This is a genomic window from Nocardia sp. NPDC058705 (assembly GCF_042749305.1).
Taxonomy (GTDB): domain Bacteria; phylum Actinomycetota; class Actinomycetes; order Mycobacteriales; family Mycobacteriaceae; genus Nocardia.
Genome location: NZ_JBHYRN010000005.1, coordinates 19,204 through 35,754, shown reverse-complemented (window position 1 = coordinate 35,754; position 16,551 = coordinate 19,204). Strand labels below are relative to the sequence as shown.

The 16,551-nt window shown below is 65.6% G+C and carries 13 protein-coding genes and 1 CRISPR repeat array; of the genes, 7 read left to right on the top strand and 6 right to left on the bottom strand.

Features of this window, described 5'->3' with window-relative positions:
- Positions 1–264: 264 nt before the first annotated feature.
- From ACFW6D_RS09160 to ACFW6D_RS09150, 3 genes are all read right to left on the bottom strand, one after another.
- Positions 265–687, bottom strand: a complete 423-nt coding sequence (locus ACFW6D_RS09160; protein ID WP_379326376.1) for a hypothetical protein — start codon at positions 685–687, stop codon at positions 265–267.
- A gap of 29 nt (positions 688–716) precedes the next feature.
- Positions 717–1,322 carry a hypothetical protein gene (locus ACFW6D_RS09155; protein ID WP_379326375.1) on the bottom strand — a complete coding sequence of 202 codons (606 nt, stop codon included), beginning with the start codon at positions 1,320–1,322 and terminating at the stop codon, positions 717–719.
- 80 nt (positions 1,323–1,402) lie between these two features.
- Positions 1,403–2,467, bottom strand: coding sequence for a hypothetical protein (locus ACFW6D_RS09150; protein WP_379326373.1), 1,065 nt, complete (start codon positions 2,465–2,467; stop codon positions 1,403–1,405).
- A gap of 205 nt (positions 2,468–2,672) precedes the next feature.
- Here ACFW6D_RS09150 and ACFW6D_RS09145 point away from each other — a divergent pair, with 205 nt between their 5' ends.
- The 7 genes from ACFW6D_RS09145 to ACFW6D_RS09115 all read left to right on the top strand — a co-directional run bounded on the left by ACFW6D_RS09145 (position 2,673) and on the right by ACFW6D_RS09115 (position 12,146).
- Positions 2,673–3,572: a hypothetical protein gene (locus tag ACFW6D_RS09145; RefSeq protein ID WP_379326371.1), complete on the top strand. Its 900-nt coding sequence runs from the start codon at positions 2,673–2,675 to the stop codon at positions 3,570–3,572.
- Between the two features lie 119 nt (positions 3,573–3,691).
- Positions 3,692–5,308, top strand: a complete 1,617-nt coding sequence (locus tag ACFW6D_RS09140; protein WP_379326369.1) for a hypothetical protein — start codon at positions 3,692–3,694, stop codon at positions 5,306–5,308.
- Positions 5,308–5,994 (top strand): hypothetical protein, encoded by a 687-nt coding sequence (locus ACFW6D_RS09135; protein ID WP_379326367.1) that lies wholly within the window; start codon positions 5,308–5,310, stop codon positions 5,992–5,994. Before ACFW6D_RS09140 ends, ACFW6D_RS09135 begins: the two co-directional genes overlap by 1 nt.
- A complete protein-coding gene (locus ACFW6D_RS09130; protein ID WP_379326365.1) occupies positions 5,991–7,649 on the top strand; it encodes a hypothetical protein in 1,659 nt (552 codons plus the stop codon). The genes ACFW6D_RS09135 and ACFW6D_RS09130 overlap by 4 nt, the downstream gene beginning before the upstream one ends.
- Positions 7,646–9,175 carry an RAMP superfamily CRISPR-associated protein gene (locus ACFW6D_RS09125; protein ID WP_379326363.1) on the top strand — a complete coding sequence of 510 codons (1,530 nt, stop codon included), beginning with the start codon at positions 7,646–7,648 and terminating at the stop codon, positions 9,173–9,175. Before ACFW6D_RS09130 ends, ACFW6D_RS09125 begins: the two co-directional genes overlap by 4 nt.
- Positions 9,172–9,840, top strand: coding sequence for a hypothetical protein (locus tag ACFW6D_RS09120; protein WP_379326361.1), 669 nt, complete (start codon positions 9,172–9,174; stop codon positions 9,838–9,840). Before ACFW6D_RS09125 ends, ACFW6D_RS09120 begins: the two co-directional genes overlap by 4 nt.
- Positions 9,840–12,146 (top strand): hypothetical protein, encoded by a 2,307-nt coding sequence (locus ACFW6D_RS09115; protein WP_379326359.1) that lies wholly within the window; start codon positions 9,840–9,842, stop codon positions 12,144–12,146. The genes ACFW6D_RS09120 and ACFW6D_RS09115 overlap by 1 nt, the downstream gene beginning before the upstream one ends.
- Positions 12,147–12,150: 4 nt before the next feature.
- Here ACFW6D_RS09115 and ACFW6D_RS09110 read toward each other — a convergent pair whose 3' ends face one another.
- From ACFW6D_RS09110 to ACFW6D_RS09100, 3 genes are all read right to left on the bottom strand, one after another.
- Positions 12,151–14,361, bottom strand: coding sequence for a hypothetical protein (locus tag ACFW6D_RS09110; protein WP_379326357.1), 2,211 nt, complete (start codon positions 14,359–14,361; stop codon positions 12,151–12,153).
- Between the two features lie 527 nt (positions 14,362–14,888).
- Positions 14,889–15,323, bottom strand: coding sequence for a hypothetical protein (locus ACFW6D_RS09105; protein WP_379326355.1), 435 nt, complete (start codon positions 15,321–15,323; stop codon positions 14,889–14,891).
- Positions 15,324–15,404: 81 nt separating this feature from the next.
- Positions 15,405–15,725: a CRISPR direct-repeat array (repeat unit 36 nt; unit sequence GTTTCCGTTCCCTCTCGGGAAGCGCCGGGGCGCAAC).
- A gap of 566 nt (positions 15,726–16,291) precedes the next feature.
- Entirely contained in the window at positions 16,292–16,501 is a 210-nt protein-coding gene (locus ACFW6D_RS09100; RefSeq protein ID WP_379326354.1) for a hypothetical protein, read from the bottom strand.
- Positions 16,502–16,551 lie beyond the last annotated feature (50 nt).

Below are 16,551 nucleotides of genomic sequence, written 5' to 3'. Positions count from 1 at the left end.
ATGGTCGGCATGGCACCCGTTAAGAAGTACTTGTCGGCGTGCGGGCGGCGTCGACGGGGCTTCCTCGGGTGGGAACAGTCGAACACGACCGTCCAGTCGCGTGGACGCCGGCCTCTAGCTATGTCCGATGTTGCGAAAGATCCGATCCGTCACAGCATCGAGCGTCCAGGCCTCGTCGATACGAACCTCCTCGACGAACGGCAGCGGCTGCCAGCCGTGGTACCACGCGACCGTCTGCTCCTGTGGAATCAACCACTAGGCTGTTCATCGGACCAACCTCATGCGTTCTGTGTCAGTAACGGGTGCTGCAGGATCATGCTCCGCCCACGCTCGATCGGCCCGTTCTCGATTGCGTTGTGCCACCTGCTCGGCCAGTTCGGCGGCCCGTAAGGCATTGTCGGCGCGAGTTTGCATCGTGTCGACCAACGATCGGTCCACCCGCCGCTGCTCCATCGCCAAACCCGCCAAACTGACGGCGACCTCGGCGTGCCACGCATCGAGATACCCATCGAGGGCGTGCGCACAGAATTCGTCGGTCGCGCCGGCTGCGATGAGTTTGCCGATCCGCTCGGTCACTTCCGCCTCCAACTCGACCATGTCGGGAACCGGTGACTGGTCCAGGGGAAGGCTGGCCGGCGCGTCGACCGGCAGCACGTCGCGCCGGCGACGAAAACGGTTGGTGAACATGGCGACTCCTCGTGTGCGCTATTGCTGAATCAGGGGTTGAGTGGGTGCGGCGGGATCGGGACCGCGGGCACGCGGTACACCGCGCGCAGCTCCTCGGCGTGGGCATGGGTGCGTTGGAACATCCGCCAATAGATGGCGACCAACTGATCGGTCCGCTGCGTGCACCGTCGAATCCGCAACTCCCCCACCGTCACCCGCTCGGCGCGCAGTTCATCGACTTCGGAAATCCGCTCCGTCGCGCGCGCTGTCTCGAGCAACCATCGGGCCTGCGCCGCCGTCATTGTCCGGCGTGCTCGTACTGCCTCCATCGAGTATCCGTCCGGTGGGGCCTCGTCCTGATCGAGGTATTCCTGGGCCCGTTCGCGACGTTCGAGAAGCAGCGCACGTTCCTTGTCCAACGGCGCGCACTGTTGTGTCGTCCGCAACCGCTCGGACTCCACCATCGTCGAGTTCACCGCGCACACCAGATGCAGGTACGGCGTCAGCCCGGTCTCGGCGTCTGGGACAAGTCCTTTGCGACCGTCGCGTCGCCCAGCCCACCACGCCGTCACCCGGTGCCGCAGCCGAGGTTCCATACTCAACGCCACCGCCTCGAGATCGGTCGAAGCGGCTGGGGGATTCTTCGTCGCCGACATGGTGAAATCCTTCCTTCGCAAGCGTTATTCGGTACTTCGGGGACCAGATCGAACCGGCCACCGACAGCGACTTGCCGAAGTCACTGCGGTGTCAGTTCCGAGATCTCGGTCTCGACCTGTCGGCACTGAGCCGCGGTGAGCCGCCGCCCATTCCACGACCTGGTCTCTCGAACCGACCGCAGCAACACCAGGTATTCGGTCGCGGAGTACGCCGGAACATGGCCGGGTTCAACGGGTTCGACGCCGGTGCGCTCGATGTGCTCGTCGAGACTGCCGACCAACAATTCCTGCGCCCACCCCAACAACGTGTCGTACAGAACTTCGGCCCGGCGTTCGCCGTCCCCGCCGACTTTCCCCCTGCGCCACCGAGCCTCAGACCGAACGTTGTCGAGCGCGGCCGACAATTCCGGGTCGGTGCATCGAACCAACAATCCGGTGCGGTCGGCGTCGACGGCGCGGGCACACTGCTGCGAGAGCCGACGCACGTACTGCGCCGCGTCGTAGTCCTCGCACCGTCCGAGCACGATCCGGGCCGCGATGGCCTCACCGAACGAGACGCCACGGACCAACAGGTCGGCGACGTGGGCTTCGACCTCGGTGAACAGCGGTTTGTTGTCCGCATCACGCAAGGCTGCTATGCATCGTCCGGGACGGGATGTGAAGGCCGTCTCGGCGAGAAATGCGCGCCCGAAGTCCTTGACCGCGCGATCGAGTCGGAAGATCACATCCTTGGCCGCTGTCGGTCGGTGGGCGCGATCAGCGGCCAGATAGACCAGCATCGCCGAACGCAGGCCCGTCGGCACCGCGCGCAGCCGCACAATCCTGCGCGAGCCTTGCATGCTCGCGGCGACGGCTTCCTCATCGGCACGGAAGTGGTCGGGGCACAGGGCAGCACGCTGCAACAACGCGAAGCAGCGATCGAATTGGAACGCGAACCGCGGATCCTCCGACAGCGCGGCGACCCGGTAACCGATCGAGAGCGCTGCGCTGTGTCCCACACCGACGCGGGCGCCGCGCCGAACACGACGCGCGACCTCCAACGCCATCGGTACAAACCGCTCGCGGATCGCCTCGGGGACACAGAAATCCGACCCCGCACGGGCAGTGCAGGGGAACGGGTGGCCGGCGTCGGTGAAGTCGTTCATGAGGTGTGTCCTCCACTTCATGCCAGCGCCCTAACGGCACCGGCGTGGATGACACCAGCCACATTCTTCAGTTATGCCCGTCCGAGAACGGTGCACCAACTATCGGCGTCCGATTCCACATCTGTCAACCCCTCACAGGCGTGAAAGCCGTTGCCTCGATTTCGGTCCCGGACTTCCCAGACAGACGCACAAGTAGGGAGCCGCAATGATCACCACCTCGTTCGACACCGCACTGTCGGTCGACAGCCGTCACGCGCAGCATCTCGCCGCGACCGAACACGACCGTCGCCTGCTGCAGCGCTACCTGGCGTGGCCGTTCCTTGCCGTCATTGTGTTCGAAATCGCCTGCAAGAGCGTGCTTCTGGTCGCCTCGATCATCGAGGTGCCGCTGATGGAGACGACCCTGTCGGTGGTGTTCCCCACCGCGGGCGAGCGCACGGTCACGCTCGGCGCGATCGCGTTCTTGATCCTCTACATCACCCTGTGGGACATCCTGGGTGTCCGGCTCGCCCAATCACGACGCCTCCAACGCACCACACCCGATGCACGTCGAGGTCCGGGTTTCGCCACGTGTGCGCTGCTGGTGACCATGGTCGCGGTCGTGGTGGCGATCGCGGTCCTGCGCACCAAATCGTTGGCCGATTCCGCTGCCCGCCACGCCGTTTCCGCCGCGATAGCCGCGAGTGTCGATCCGCTCGACGCGGCCGATCTCGCCAGAATCGAGCACACCGCCTGGTGGAGCGCCTTCTGGCCCGACGCCACCTTCACCGTGGCGTTGATGACGATGCTCGCGCTCGTGGCCCTACTCGTCGGCTTCTACTCCCCCACCCGCCACCAGGCACTCTCCTTGCACCTGGCACGGTCCGCCGCCGACCGGACCATCCGCCGAGCTGCTCGCGCTGACGCCGCCCACCGGGACGCCACCCGACGCGCCCAAGCACAGCAGATCGTGGCCGCCGACCGCGAGCGGCACGCGAGCGCACTGACCGAGTCGCTCGATGACCGATTCGAACGGGCCAAGCAACTCGTTCGCCACCTGATCGCCGAGCGACAGGCCAACCCCGACGCCACCACCACGGTGTTTCCGCCCAGCGCCGAGCGGTGACGACTGGCCGGACGACCAGTAGTCCACGCGCACTGTCGGCCGAACGACTGAACTGTCGCTGCTCGCCTGACAACACACTGGCATGCTCATATAGTCGATCTTCTGATGAAGGGAGCGACGTGGTCGCTGTCGTGCACGTCCAGGTTACGGGTATCCAGGACTTCGTCTTTCGTTCCAGGACACTCATCGACACCATCGGTCGGTCCCACCAGGTCGAGCAACTCACCTCGACCGCCGTGCTGGACGGAAATCCTTGCGCCGGAGTCGAGTTGGTGTTCGCAGGGGCCGGCCGGATTTCTGTGCGGGTAGACAACGCCACCGACGACAATCCTGAGCTCGCGCATCAGTTCGCCCGTTGGTACACCCGGCGTCTTGCCGAGGTGTCGGACGCTCTCAGTCCTGTGGTGCACATCGACTTCTGCTCCCACGAAGACGTGGCGCAAGCGGTGGTGGACGCACCGCGGGCGTTGCTGGCGGCCCGCCACACGACCGCGGTGTCGATCGCGGGCGAGGCGCCGTGGGCGGCGTTGCGGTGCGCGGTCACCGGAGCAGGTGCGGAGATGTTGGATCGGGACAGGCGGGCGTGCGCGGGCGAGGTCGTTCGGTCGGCGATCGAGGGCGAAAGGTTCCACAACGAGCAAGTGCGCCAGTTCCTCGCCGCTGTTCCCGAACCGCTGCGGGCTCATCTGACGTTGAGCCGCGAGATCGACCAGCTGGGACGCACACACGGCGAATCCAGTCAGGTGGCGGTCATCGTCGCCGACCTGAACGGGATCGGTCGCCTGCTGAAGGCACTCGCGGCCGGCGAAAACCCCACCGCCCGATTGCGGCAGGCAAGTGATGCGTTACGCGCGTTGGGTCCGGCTCTGGGGACACATCTTGTGAGCCGGATCGCCGGATCGTTGATTTCGGATCCCGCGACCGGCAATCCAGTGGTCGGCGGCATACCGGAAACAATGCAGTTCCCGCTCGCCAGAGTCGGTCCCGGTGAGCACAGGGCATGGGTGTTGCCCGTGCGTCCGTGGGTGTTGGCCGGTGACGACCTGGTCTTGGTGTGTGAGTCGCGGATCGCGTGGTGGTTGGCCACCGCGATCACGGACTGGCTCGATGCCGATGCCGAGCCCGAAGACCCGCGTACGGTGCTGGCGGACCTGTTCGGGCAGCGACCGACGGCCGGCGTCGGCATCGCGGTGGTGCCGTCGGGTTATCCGCTGGTCCAGGCGCACGACCTGGCCGAAACCCTGTGCGGATCAGCCAAGTCACGTGCTCGACACCGCAACGGTCGTAAACCGATTTATCACGCCGTGGACTGGCATCGAGGCTGCGCCGATCCGGCCGCAGTGTCCAGCAACCGCGAGGCGTGGGGCATCGACGATCCCCGCCCGTTCGCCCACCGCGCCGACAAGCCCGACTCCTCCCTGGGTGCGTTCCTCGGCACGTGGTTGGGCGGCACCGAGTCCGCACTCAACGGCGCGGACTTCTCGTTGCACCGTGGCTGGTGTCGAGATACGTTGCGCCGCGCCGCCGCCAGTGGGAAATCCGCAGGTGAAAGCCCAGTACAGCGCGCGGTCGAACAGCTCAACCGGGCACGCAAGATCGCAGGCCGTTCGCCGCTCGCCCTACCCGCCGACCCCGATCCTGGTCACGTGCTGGCCGCACTGGAACTCCTCGATGAACACCTGACTCCCGTCCAGGCCGACACCACCGGCAATGCCTGGAAAGGAGCCACAGGCTGATGACCACTCCCGCGCCATCGATGCTGGAGGTGCTCGTGCGGACTCCGTGTGTGGTCGGCACCGACCCCGTCAACACACACGGTGTCGATATCGACACCGTGTGTGACGCCAACGGGATTCCCTACATCCCCAAGAACCGGATGTCAGCCCGGCTGCGGGACGCGGCGCTGACGGTACTGGCAGGCCCCGGGGGCGGCCCGACTGCGGTGACTTCGGCGACGGCACTGTTCGGCAATGCCTACTCGGTGGGCAACACCCCGCGATTGCTGAGTGTGGGCGCGGCGAAGTGGCCCGCCGCGGCGACCGCCCAGGTCGACACCACGTTGGCCGCGTTGGGCCGGCGCTTTGCCCAGCACGGGCTCGCACCGGTGGCGATGGTGCGGCGCGAGATCACCCGGGGGCTCACCGTGGAGATCGGACAGACCGCGATCGCGGACAACGGCGCACCACTGGCGGGGTCGTTGCGATTCACGCGCGGGATCCGCCCGGGAGTGTTGTTGCGGGCGCCACTGAGCTGGCGCGAGAACCCGAGTGCCGACGACCTGCGATTCCTGGCCCTGAGCGTATTGGCGTTGCGGCAGATCGGACACGGGGCATCCGACCATCGCGGCCACGTCACGTGCAGCCTCGACGGCGATTTCGACGCGACGGTCGCGTTGGCTTTCCCCCAAGAGGACCAGCGATGAGCACACCTGCTCCACTCCACGGCGCCAACGGCTTTCAGTTCGTCGAGGTGGTGTTCGACACGACCGAGCAGCTGTTGTTGCGCGGTGATGGTCCGACCGTCGCGCCGGTGACATTGTCGGTGATCAACGGATCAGTGTTGCGCGGTGTGCTCGCCCAACGGTGCGACCCCGCGCAGCTCGACCGGGTTATCGTCTCCGGGGATGTGGCTGTCGCACCAGGGTTTCCGATGGTCGAGACCAACGACACCCTGTTCCCCGCGTTTCCCACCCCGCGCACCTTGCGTCGGGTGAAGGCCCGCGGCGGTGACCACGATCTGGCCCATGATGCCCGTACCGACTACGCCGGTTCCGACACCCCGGAGTCCGTGCGGGGCTTGGCCGCGTTCACCGGAATCGATTGGGTGCCCGCGCGGACCCGTACCCGCACCCACACCCGTCTTGTTCGGCCGCGTGCCGGCGGTGCGAGCACGGGGTTCGGGCCGATCTCGTTCACGGTGCTCGAACCCGGTCACCAGTTCCGTGCGTGGTTCCGGATCAGCGGAGACCCCGCGCGGCAAGCGGACCTTCGCGAGGACATCCACGCCCTGCTCGACACCGACCGCCGTCAGGGCGAACTGGTGCGGTTTGGGTCCGGTGCCGATGGTTCCTACGGTGGTGACGCGATTGTCACCGTAGGTCGGCTCAGCGACAGCCCGGTGAGCCTTCCGGTTCGCAGCACCGAACCACACGAGGAGGTCGACCTCGTGTTGCATTCGCCGGCACTGCTGACCGACCCAAGCAACGGCGCGACAAACCCCAACGCACTCGGCGATCATGTCCGTACTCTGTTGCACCGCTTCGGCTTTGATGCAGCAGCGCATGGGGTGTCGGTGGTCAGGTCTCAGGTCGGGGGCGCGCACGCCGGATACGGTCGGATGCGGCCCGCCCGTTGGGCGGCGGGCGCCGGCAGCGTCGTCACCGTCGCGGTCAGCGCCGAGGTGTCCGGGCACGACTGGACGCGGGTCCTGGCCCATCGTGTCGGTGACCGTGTTATCGACGGTCTCGGAATTCTCGCCATGGTCCCGCGTACCTCCGGTGTGCGAGTACACGACGCCATCGCCTGTCACATCCCCCGCGCGGCACACACCACACCCGGTGACATCGACGAGAAGGCCGCAGCTCAACTCGAGCTGTTGCAAGAGCACCTGTTCGACACCGCGGTACAACGCTGGGTCCGTGGCACCGCCGAGACGCTGGTCGCGACCACACTCACCACCGGGACCAACGGGCTCGGCGTCTCGCTCCTCGGACGGCTCCGCACCGCACTCGACACCCCGGACGACCTCCTGGCGCTGCTCGACTCGTTCGCGCCTGAGCCCGGCGAAAGCCCAGGCCCCGTGCAAGCCACCCTGAATGGAATTCAGGTAGGCACAACATCTTTAGGTGCATGGCTGCGCGCCGCGGCGAGTCCGCAGCGAGCCGACGACGCATGGCAGGCACTGCCCGCCGATGACCAGGCGGCCTGCACACAGCCACTCGCGACGGTCGATCTGGGTGGTCCGACAACGGTGCCGTTATGGCTCGACAGCCATCGCCACGCGATCATGTTCGCATTGGCCCGCGCTGTCGTACTGACCTTCCAGCGCGCCCGCACCACTGAAGAGGCGATCCCGTGAGCACACTGCGCGACTCCGAGAGCGAACTGAGGCGATTCGCAGGCGTCGGCGGGCTCGCTCCCGCCTACGATCTACTGTTGCTGACCGCGACCCTCACCACCACTGCCGACACCACCATCGCAGACAGCTCCGCCCAAGATGCCTTGTCCGACATCGTGGTCCACCGCGACCCGCACACCGGTGCGCCGATGATCCCGGCCACCGCCCAGTCTGGAGTGTTACGACACGCGCTCGCCGCCCGCCTGGATCGAGCCCGTGTCGGCAGGGTGTTCGGGGTCGCGCCGATCGACGAATCCGGCATCGGGTATCACCCGGCAGCGCTGTGTCCCCACGACATGCTCGCCCGCACGACGTCGACTCGGCGCCGTACCGGCAACGCCGTCGACCCCGCGACCCGCACGGTGCGGCCGGGCGGGGTGTTCACCGTCGAAACAGTGCCCGCTGGAACCGAATTCGATCTGGTGTGGCAGGTGTGGCTGCCCCGACCTGACGATCCCGCCACCGCCACCGCGGCGGCGACCATTGTCGACACAGTGGCCGCGGCGGGCGCACTCCTCGACGCCGGGCATATCAGGTTCGGTCAACGCACCCGCGCCGGCCGAGGCGCGGTGACCACCAAGGATTGGCAGGTCCGGTGGCTCGCGCTGACCAACGATGCCACCGACGCCGAAGCCTGGTATTCCACCCCCTACGACCGCATCGGCGACCTCACCAACGACGCGCAAGCGACACCGAGGTTGCGCACCGCGCTCACTGTTCTGCGAACCCGATGGGCAGCGTGCACCCCGGACACCGACTCACCGTGGTGCAGTCCGCTTCCCGAGGCTCCCCCGCCGCCGACGGGTGATCGTGTGGTGGTCACCGGGCAGCTGCGGGTCGCGGAGACCGTCGCGGGGTCGGTCCTGGCGTCTACCGTTCGCACCGTGCCCGGCGAGTACCCGGTCGACTCGGGGTCAGCTGTCAAAGCACTGTTGCGTGCCACCGCGTCCCGGGTCGTCGAGTTCGTCGCCGCGTCACTCTTGGCACCGGATGCCGAACCGAGCACCGCCTACGAACATGCCCGCGAACGCGGTCGCGCCCTGGTGCGCGACCTGTTCGGCACCCACCCCGCCGACCCCGACTTCCGGCTCGCGACCCCCTCACGGCTGTCGGTCAACGAGTTGCCGCTGAGCGATGCGGTACCGGTGGTATTCGACCGCGTGCCGATCAACCCCCTGACCCGCGCGACGATTCCGGGCCGCAAGGGCGTGGTGGCCGCCCACTACGGCGGCAGCCGACTGCTGCGCATCGAAGCGGTCGACGTCACCGCGGCCGAACGCGGCCTGCTGATGTTGGTCGTGCGAGACCTGCGCGACGGGCTCGCCGCTGCCACCGGCCCACACCGCCGGCAACTGGAATCGGTCGGATTCTGTTTCCACACCACCGGTTCCACCCGCGAACTGTCGTGGACCGAAACCGTGAAAGACCCGTCTGTCCACGCGGATGTCGCCGCGTTGGTCACCGAAATCACCAGGGGCACACCATGATCGGGCCCGTTTATGGACTCGATGTCACCGAACTCGACTCCGCGGTAGCTCAGACGCTGGTCGACCGGTCTACCGGCTCCCCCGCCGCTGAGCTACCTGATGACGTTGCTGCCTACCAGCACGCGTTCGCCGCGTATCTCCACGGCTATGACGTCGCGGTCCGCGACGGCAACCGCTGGCACTGGGGTTCGGAAGCCTTCGACCGTGCGCAGGTCGGGCATCCCCGCAGCGGCCCGGCCGCAGGTCTGGAACGCCTGCGATTCTTCGGTCCTGACGGCGAGGTCGTCGTCGCCCGCATCGACGGCATCTGGCGGGCATGGCAGTTCCGGCCGACTGTCGTCGACACGGATCCACCGCGCACGAATCGTTGCCCTGCCGGGCCGGTTCAGGCAACCGGCCCCGCACCCGACGGTCCTGTGCGGCCTCGTCAGCGGTCCTACCTCATCGCCACCGACAGCACAGTTCGCCAGGTCAGAACCCATTTCACCATACTCACGCACGGATCAGGTCAGCTCGCGGTCGTGCCATGGGTGCTCACCGGTGAGCGCGGCTACGCGCACACCACCGAATACTTCACCACCGACGCGGTCACCGGCGCTGTCCGAGTCGCAGCCGTGGTGTGGACCGGTTACGGCGACAACCCCCACCCCGTCGAGGAGGTCTGATGCCCGCGAGGAAGAACAAGCCTGGCAAGTTCCGCACACCGATGGTCCAGGACACCGCCGCGATCGAATCGCGAAACCCACGCCGCCACACCGGCATCCAGAAGCCGTCGCCGAACAACGCGGGCGGCATCCGACCCACTACCGCCCCGTACACGTTCGTGCCGTTCGCCCCGACGGTCACCGCCGCGCAGCTGTGGCCATCCGGTGACGAGACCCCCGACGTGGACCCCACCCGATCATTCGACCGACTGCTGCCTAGCGCGCATACCGGACATATCGACCTCACGATCACCGCCCTGACTCCCCTGCACGTCGGCCAATGTACCGACAAGCACCCCTTTCGCTGGCCGGTAGACAACGGCCGTCACGCCATTCCTGCCTTCTCACTGCGCGGAATGCTGCGCGCCGAACTCGCTACAGTCCTCGGCGGTGCACTCGGGCTTCCTGCCGAGTTGGATATTCCAGTGCTGGAACGACATCCGGTCCGTGGAAAAGACGGTGACGTCGCTCAAATCCGGCATAACGCCTACCTGCAGCGCCGCGGCGCATCGGCCAAGGTCGGCAAACAACGAGTCGGGTTGCTCGACTGGGATGGCAAGTCCGACACCGCGTACGTGCGGGAGTGCCCGCAGCAGCAGCTCGGGAATCGCCGCAAAGTGCCCTCAGCGCAGTGGAGGGTCGTCCGGGAGGACCTGTTGGGCGGCGCTTCCGGTGATGTGCGTGACGTTCTCCGCGCACTGCGTGGAACGCGTGTTCATGTCGTATGTGCGCGCGTGCGGGTCAATGCGATACCCCGCCCGGTCGTGTTCGCGATCGGGCGCGACGAGTCCACCGCGCGCGCCAACGCCACCGCCAGACTCGCCTGCGGCCAATCCGCGATCCAGATCGTGGCCCCACCGCCTAAGAAGGGCTACGGCGAGCACACCTTCGATCACTACCTCGACGCGCGGCGGTCCCAGATTGACACCCCTGTCGCCCAGCCCCTGACCTTCTTCCCCACCAACTTGAGCAATCTCGACGCAAACGGCGTCGCCACGTCCCGTGCGAACGAGAGCAACGGCGAGGTCACCCACGTTGCCCGCAACTGTTATCTACTCGCCGATCCCGGCACCGCTCTCTCCGCCAGCGCCAAAGACACCTACCACGGGGCGCACGCACCGATACGCGTCAACGGCGACACGTTGAAGACACTGGAACTCACTCTGCGCCAACCATATTGGACCGGGTTCCCGACACCCGCCGACCTGCATGGCAAGGGTGGGTGGCCCATATTCTTCGACGCCGAGAACGGTGAAGTCACGTTTCTGGGCGGCAGTGGCGGGTTCCCGATCCGCGCCACCCACACCGTCGCCGAAGCCGTAGCCAACGGCGGCGGCACGTGGGCCGGCAAGATCGGCACTCCGGTACAAACCAACGACGCGGTCATCGCGCTGCTCGGTGCCATCGACGGCGACCAGCAAATCGCGGCCCGCATCGGCGTCGGCCACGCGACCGCGACAACAGGCGTCACCCCGCTCGCCGCGCTGCCCGTCGTGCTGCTATCCCCGAATCCTCAATCGGCCCACACCCGTTTGTCCCCCGACGGCGGCAACCACGAAACCGGCACCACAGCCACCGCCCACACCCCCTCCATCGACTACAGCAACAACACGCCGAAATACCGTGGACGGGAACGGTATTGGCATCACTGGCCCACTGATGGTACCGACGGCGGCGCGCAGCAGTGGCGCACGGCCGTCGAATCCCATCACGCATTGACCGCCGAGGTCACCGACAACACTCAAGACCCCCACGAAGGCGACGAAACCTCAACAACGCTCGCCCCCTTGCCGATCGGCACCACTTTCACCGCCCGCCTCACCTTCACCAACCTCACCGACGCTGAACTCGGCGCCCTTCTCTTCGTCCTACGCTTCCCCACCACCAACAATGAGAGCGGGCACCCCTTCGCTCACAAACTCGGTGGCGGCCAATCCCTGGGGCTCGGTTCGGTCGCGATCACCGCAGACCTCTTCCGCCACACCCCCGACCGCTACCTGTCGTTGACCGAAGACGGAATCGTCGCCGACGACGGCACCGAATTCATCACCGCCTTTCGGTGCGCAGTCGGCTGGACTTCCGAAAAGGCCGACGCCACTTGGCATCATGACCGCGTCACCAACCAGTCCTGGCCCGAACACGTCGCGGCGTGGCTCACCGCAGCACGCTGGAACACCCGCCCCGATCCGGCCGCTACCGCCGAAATGGGTGTGAGTGGGCACCGCGCGAAGATACCCATGCTGGGAGTTTTCGAGATCGGCGGCTGACCCGCTAACCCTGGTGGCCGTTGAGATGCTGAATGACCGCCTCCCGGTCGATAAGTACCGCCGGGACATCCGCATCCGACCACAATCCCAGAGGCAGCCAGCGGTCAATCTCAGCGAATCTTTCCCACTGATTGTCGGAATGGCTCATCAGCGTCGCACGGACGATGTCTTTCCGATTGCCGAGTGCGCGTGCTCCGCGCCGATTGTGCAACACGACGAGCGGCCGGTGCGCATCGCCCAGCATGTTCGCCGCTTCAGCGGAGGCGGACAATACGCCGAATCGGTACCGCTTGACCTCATTGTCCAGCTTTTTTTGGGCGTCCCCACGCTCTCTCTGTGCCTGAATCTTCCCCGGCGAGGGGTATTCGCCTTCGGGTAGATGCAACACATTTACCGAGCAACATCCGTAGCGTCCCGTGATCAGCAACTCGGGGCGCGGGTCTCGGACATGCTTGACCCGTGGCTCGACAGGCCACCAGAACTCGACATCTGTGTCGGCCAAACACGCCCGCAATAAGTCGGCCACCGAGCGCACCGACTTTCGCGCACCATCTTGCTTGACGTATGGGTCGAATCGACCATCCAGGACGTCGGCCCATCGCGCGCTATATCCCGCGGCGGGTGCATGCTCTTCGCCCATAGGGTCTTCCGTCCCACTGAACGTATGCAGACGACCGTCCAGCCCAACATGGCCGACGGTTCCGTTGCCCGCATAAACGGCACGAACCAAGCCTGCCGTTACTCCCTTCGGCCCGGGAGTCACCATCGCGGCAGCAGCTTCCGGCACGAACTCGACAGTGGCGGCCTCGCTGAACCCGCGCAACACCGTCACCTCCTCGTCGGCCTCAACACCCAGATCCTCACACCGGTCGAAATACCATGAATTCCGGGCAGGATCACCATTTCCCACCCCCACCACATCACCATCGGACAGATCACCGACTCGCTCCAACGAAGCGATCACTGCCAGCTTCGTACCAATGGCCGGGACAACGGCACTGTTCGATTTCACGGCGGGACCGGGATTGCCAACCGCACCTGGATCCGGCGCGGTTGCCAACCAATTCCGCAGACCAGCCGCGAACTCGACACCCTTGTCAGAGTCGGCCTCCAGCCGCCATATCGATACTTTGCCCAACCAGGGCGCGGCTCGTGTCAACTCCTCCCGTTTAGTCGTCAGAGCCTCCCAGTCGCATCCGTTATGCCGCACGAAGCCTTCGGTGGCCGCAGTCGCGGTCTCCGCAGCCGAACCGAACACCAACCGCGAGAACGCTGTTCGCTGCCCGAGCTCTTTCCGCGCCCCTTCGGCACTTGACTTGACCTCGACATGAAGGACCCGATGCCCTTGCCGCACAAGCAGATCAAGCTCGGCAAGGCGACGCTGACCAGGCCGAGTCGGGTCCGTCACGGAAACTGAGAACATCGCCTCAACGCCGTCGTCCACCAACGGCGCGAGCAGACACACAGCAAGCAACTCCCGCGCGAGTCCCTTGACTATTTGAACCTTCTCCCGGGCGCGTCGCTTGTTCTCGAATGCCTCGTCGAGCCACCTCGATTCAATACCCGCCGCATGCGTCAGCCGCGCCAGACGCTCTTGGAGCCGAACCACCTGAGGACGTTCGCGGTCAACGTCAACGATCAGGCTCCGAACATCAGCGACCTCCACTGTCCGAGCCCGCTGCCAGTCCAATTTGATGTCATCAAGCACATATCCGTGCAACTCAGCAAGATTCGACAGCGTCAGACCCTCGTTGACAACGGTCAGCGCCGCGTCCTCAGCCGACCCGGTGACGAGCATGCCTGTCTGATTGTCCACGTAGGACCGCTGCCGCTCCCCACCCCCGCAGTGATGGCGCAGATGCATCCACACCGCACATGCCGTCATGATCTTGTTGCCACCGCTGTAATCCAACAGGTAGGTGTCTGCGCCACCCAGCATTTCGTCGGCCAACCGCTTGAACGACTCAAGGGTACTCGAGAAGCCCTCGGCCCCACCACAATCCCAACGATCAACCTCGGGAGCGAGCATATCGGTCAGGCTGCTGATCAGTGCGGCGATACGTATCGACACGGCGGCAGACTCGGTGCTGTGCACCAGGATCACTCGATCAGGTTTTCTGGTCAGAACAGCCAACACCACCGGCACCGGGTTCAACCCGACAGTAGCGACCATAAGGTCTGGACCCGCCACGAACTTCCCTTCGCCGTGAACCATGTCCAGGACCGCTCGGCCGCCCGGACATCAGCTCGATGGGAGCCTCAACAAGGCGCCTGAACTTCCGTTTACCTCGCAGAATATGCCCGGAGGGGCAACAACCTAAGCCGAACAAGGTTGGGATACAGGGGACTCCGTTCCCTCGCGGGACACGCCCGTGAGCAACCAACAACGAAGACAGGTCGTCGATGACCAATCAATGTGGTTTCCGTTCCCTTACGGGATGCGCCGGGGCGCGACAGCTCCCCGATTTTACCCCCTCTGACCAGCAACGACACGCCGATAAATCTCGCAACCCCACCTGAACGATCATGCTTCGCTCCCTATCTCAGCCACAACGCCCTGACCTGCACGAATGCTTGCGCGCACCCCTGCCTCCCCGTTCAGAGGATGTAGTACCCGCGACGTTCCTCGAGCACCCGCTCACCGAGGATGGTCCGAGATGTGGCGTGCAGCGGCATTTCGTAGATCCTGACCTGGTCCCGGTAAGAGAACCGGGCGCGACGGATCAGGTGAACAACCCCGGATCAGATTGCGGCGTTCGAGTTCGTCGATGAGTGCGCGCTTTGTCGGCGGTAGTCGACGCCGTCACGGGCGTGCGCGATGTGCGTCCTGCCCGTCGACAGCGCCAGCTTGGAGTGGCGGGCGATCCGGCGCAGTACCGCGAGTGCCTTTCGGCTTCGACTTTGGATCCCGCGGTTCGCCCGTTCCGCGACACGATCAACCAGCGGCGGAATATGCAGAACCCGTTGCCCACCATCCTTTTTCGGGATAGCGACGCGGCGCAACGGTCCGTGACACCAGGTTTGTTCCCGCAGTGCCGTTCCGACCTGTTCGAGATTCCGCAACAGCGAAGACTGGAACGCGGACACTTCCTCGTGTGGAACTGGTTCGTCCGGCAGACGACTCTCCGAGATGGTCCACGCTTGAAGCAGATTCGCGTCTGCCGTGATCGCGGCCAACAATTCGCTCACCATCGCCCCGCTCCTTCCTTCACAGGAGAGATCCGGGACCGAACTCAGCCACCAAGAGCACACCGAAGAAGGCGCCTCCCCTCATGGGAAGCGCCTGGGCACAACTCAGCAGCTGACCTCCAGCGATGCGACTTCATGAAGTGTTTCCGTTCCCTCTCGGGAAGCGCCGGGGCGCAACCACGAGAGGACTGTAATGCATCAGGTAACCACCGTAAGGTTTCCGTTCCCTCTCGGGAAGCGCCGGGGCGCAACGAGTCCAGGAGTTAACAAGATGACAGTATCCGGGTTTCCGTTCCCTCTCGGGAAGCGCCGGGGCGCAACCATCATGGCCATGTACACGCTGGAAAACGGTGCGTTTCCGTTCCCTCTCGGGAAGCGCCGGGGCGCAACAGCTCCTCAATTTTACCCCCGCTGACCAGGCACGACACACCGACAGATCGCGCACCCCAACCTGGACGATCTTGCTTCACTTTCAACAACTACCAAAACCTCTTGACCAGCACAAATGCTGCCGCGCACCTCCCACCCTCCGCCGAGGAGAGACTTCGCAGCCCAGCGCGGTCACATCACTCAACCTATCGGTTCCCCGGCAAGTGGACGGTCTCCACTACTGCGCATCCCGGACCCTACGCGGCCGCGACCCATGCACAGCGTCCACATCACCAATCTGGTCCCCGACACCAAGCGCGACACCACAGTTCGAAGGAGCTCCCATGCGCCGCCTGTTTGTTTCACTCGCGACCTCCGCCGTGGCTGCTGGCACGGTGACCGGCTGCGGCTCCGACAATGCCGAGCCTGGACCCCACCCCGTGTGCGAGGTAGGTTCGGGCCCGCTCGCTGTCGCAGCCGCGATACGTCAGAATTCGCCGCGACCTCGGATCAACGGCGCGGTTCATGATGCGGTAGCCGCCACGGTGCGTGCCGGACAACCGGTGTACTTCGTGGACACCGACGGGTCACCATCTGTCCGGGGGAAATTCGTCCCGGAACCGCCACCCGCCAACGAGCGGGCACGCGACGAGCGGGCAGACGCCGACACCGTCGAGGTCACCGCGCGGCTCAGCACGCTGCGCGCCGACGCCGATCAAGCCGACATTCTCGGCGCGATCACCGTCGCGGCCCGCGCCGCCCGCACGAGCCCTGGCGCACCCATGGTCCTGCTCCACGACTCCGGCCTGCAAACCATTGCCCCCTGGACTTCTCCCAGCCGGGGGTG

Bases quoted from the DNA above. Each gene is read 5' to 3' on its own strand.
- ACFW6D_RS09130 (WP_379326365.1), top strand. From the start codon at position 5,991: ATGAGCACACCTGCTCCACTCCACGGCGCCAACGGCTTTCAGTTCGTC.
- ACFW6D_RS09155 (WP_379326375.1), bottom strand. From the start codon at position 1,322: ATGTCGGCGACGAAGAATCCCCCAGCCGCTTCGACCGATCTCGAGGCG.
- ACFW6D_RS09150 (WP_379326373.1), bottom strand. From the start codon at position 2,467: ATGAACGACTTCACCGACGCCGGCCACCCGTTCCCCTGCACTGCCCGT.
- ACFW6D_RS09135 (WP_379326367.1), top strand. From the start codon at position 5,308: ATGACCACTCCCGCGCCATCGATGCTGGAGGTGCTCGTGCGGACTCCG.
- ACFW6D_RS09160 (WP_379326376.1), bottom strand. From the start codon at position 687: ATGTTCACCAACCGTTTTCGTCGCCGGCGCGACGTGCTGCCGGTCGAC.
- ACFW6D_RS09120 (WP_379326361.1), top strand. From the start codon at position 9,172: ATGATCGGGCCCGTTTATGGACTCGATGTCACCGAACTCGACTCCGCG.
- ACFW6D_RS09145 (WP_379326371.1), top strand. From the start codon at position 2,673: ATGATCACCACCTCGTTCGACACCGCACTGTCGGTCGACAGCCGTCAC.
- ACFW6D_RS09115 (WP_379326359.1), top strand. From the start codon at position 9,840: ATGCCCGCGAGGAAGAACAAGCCTGGCAAGTTCCGCACACCGATGGTC.
- ACFW6D_RS09110 (WP_379326357.1), bottom strand. From the start codon at position 14,361: ATGGTTCACGGCGAAGGGAAGTTCGTGGCGGGTCCAGACCTTATGGTC.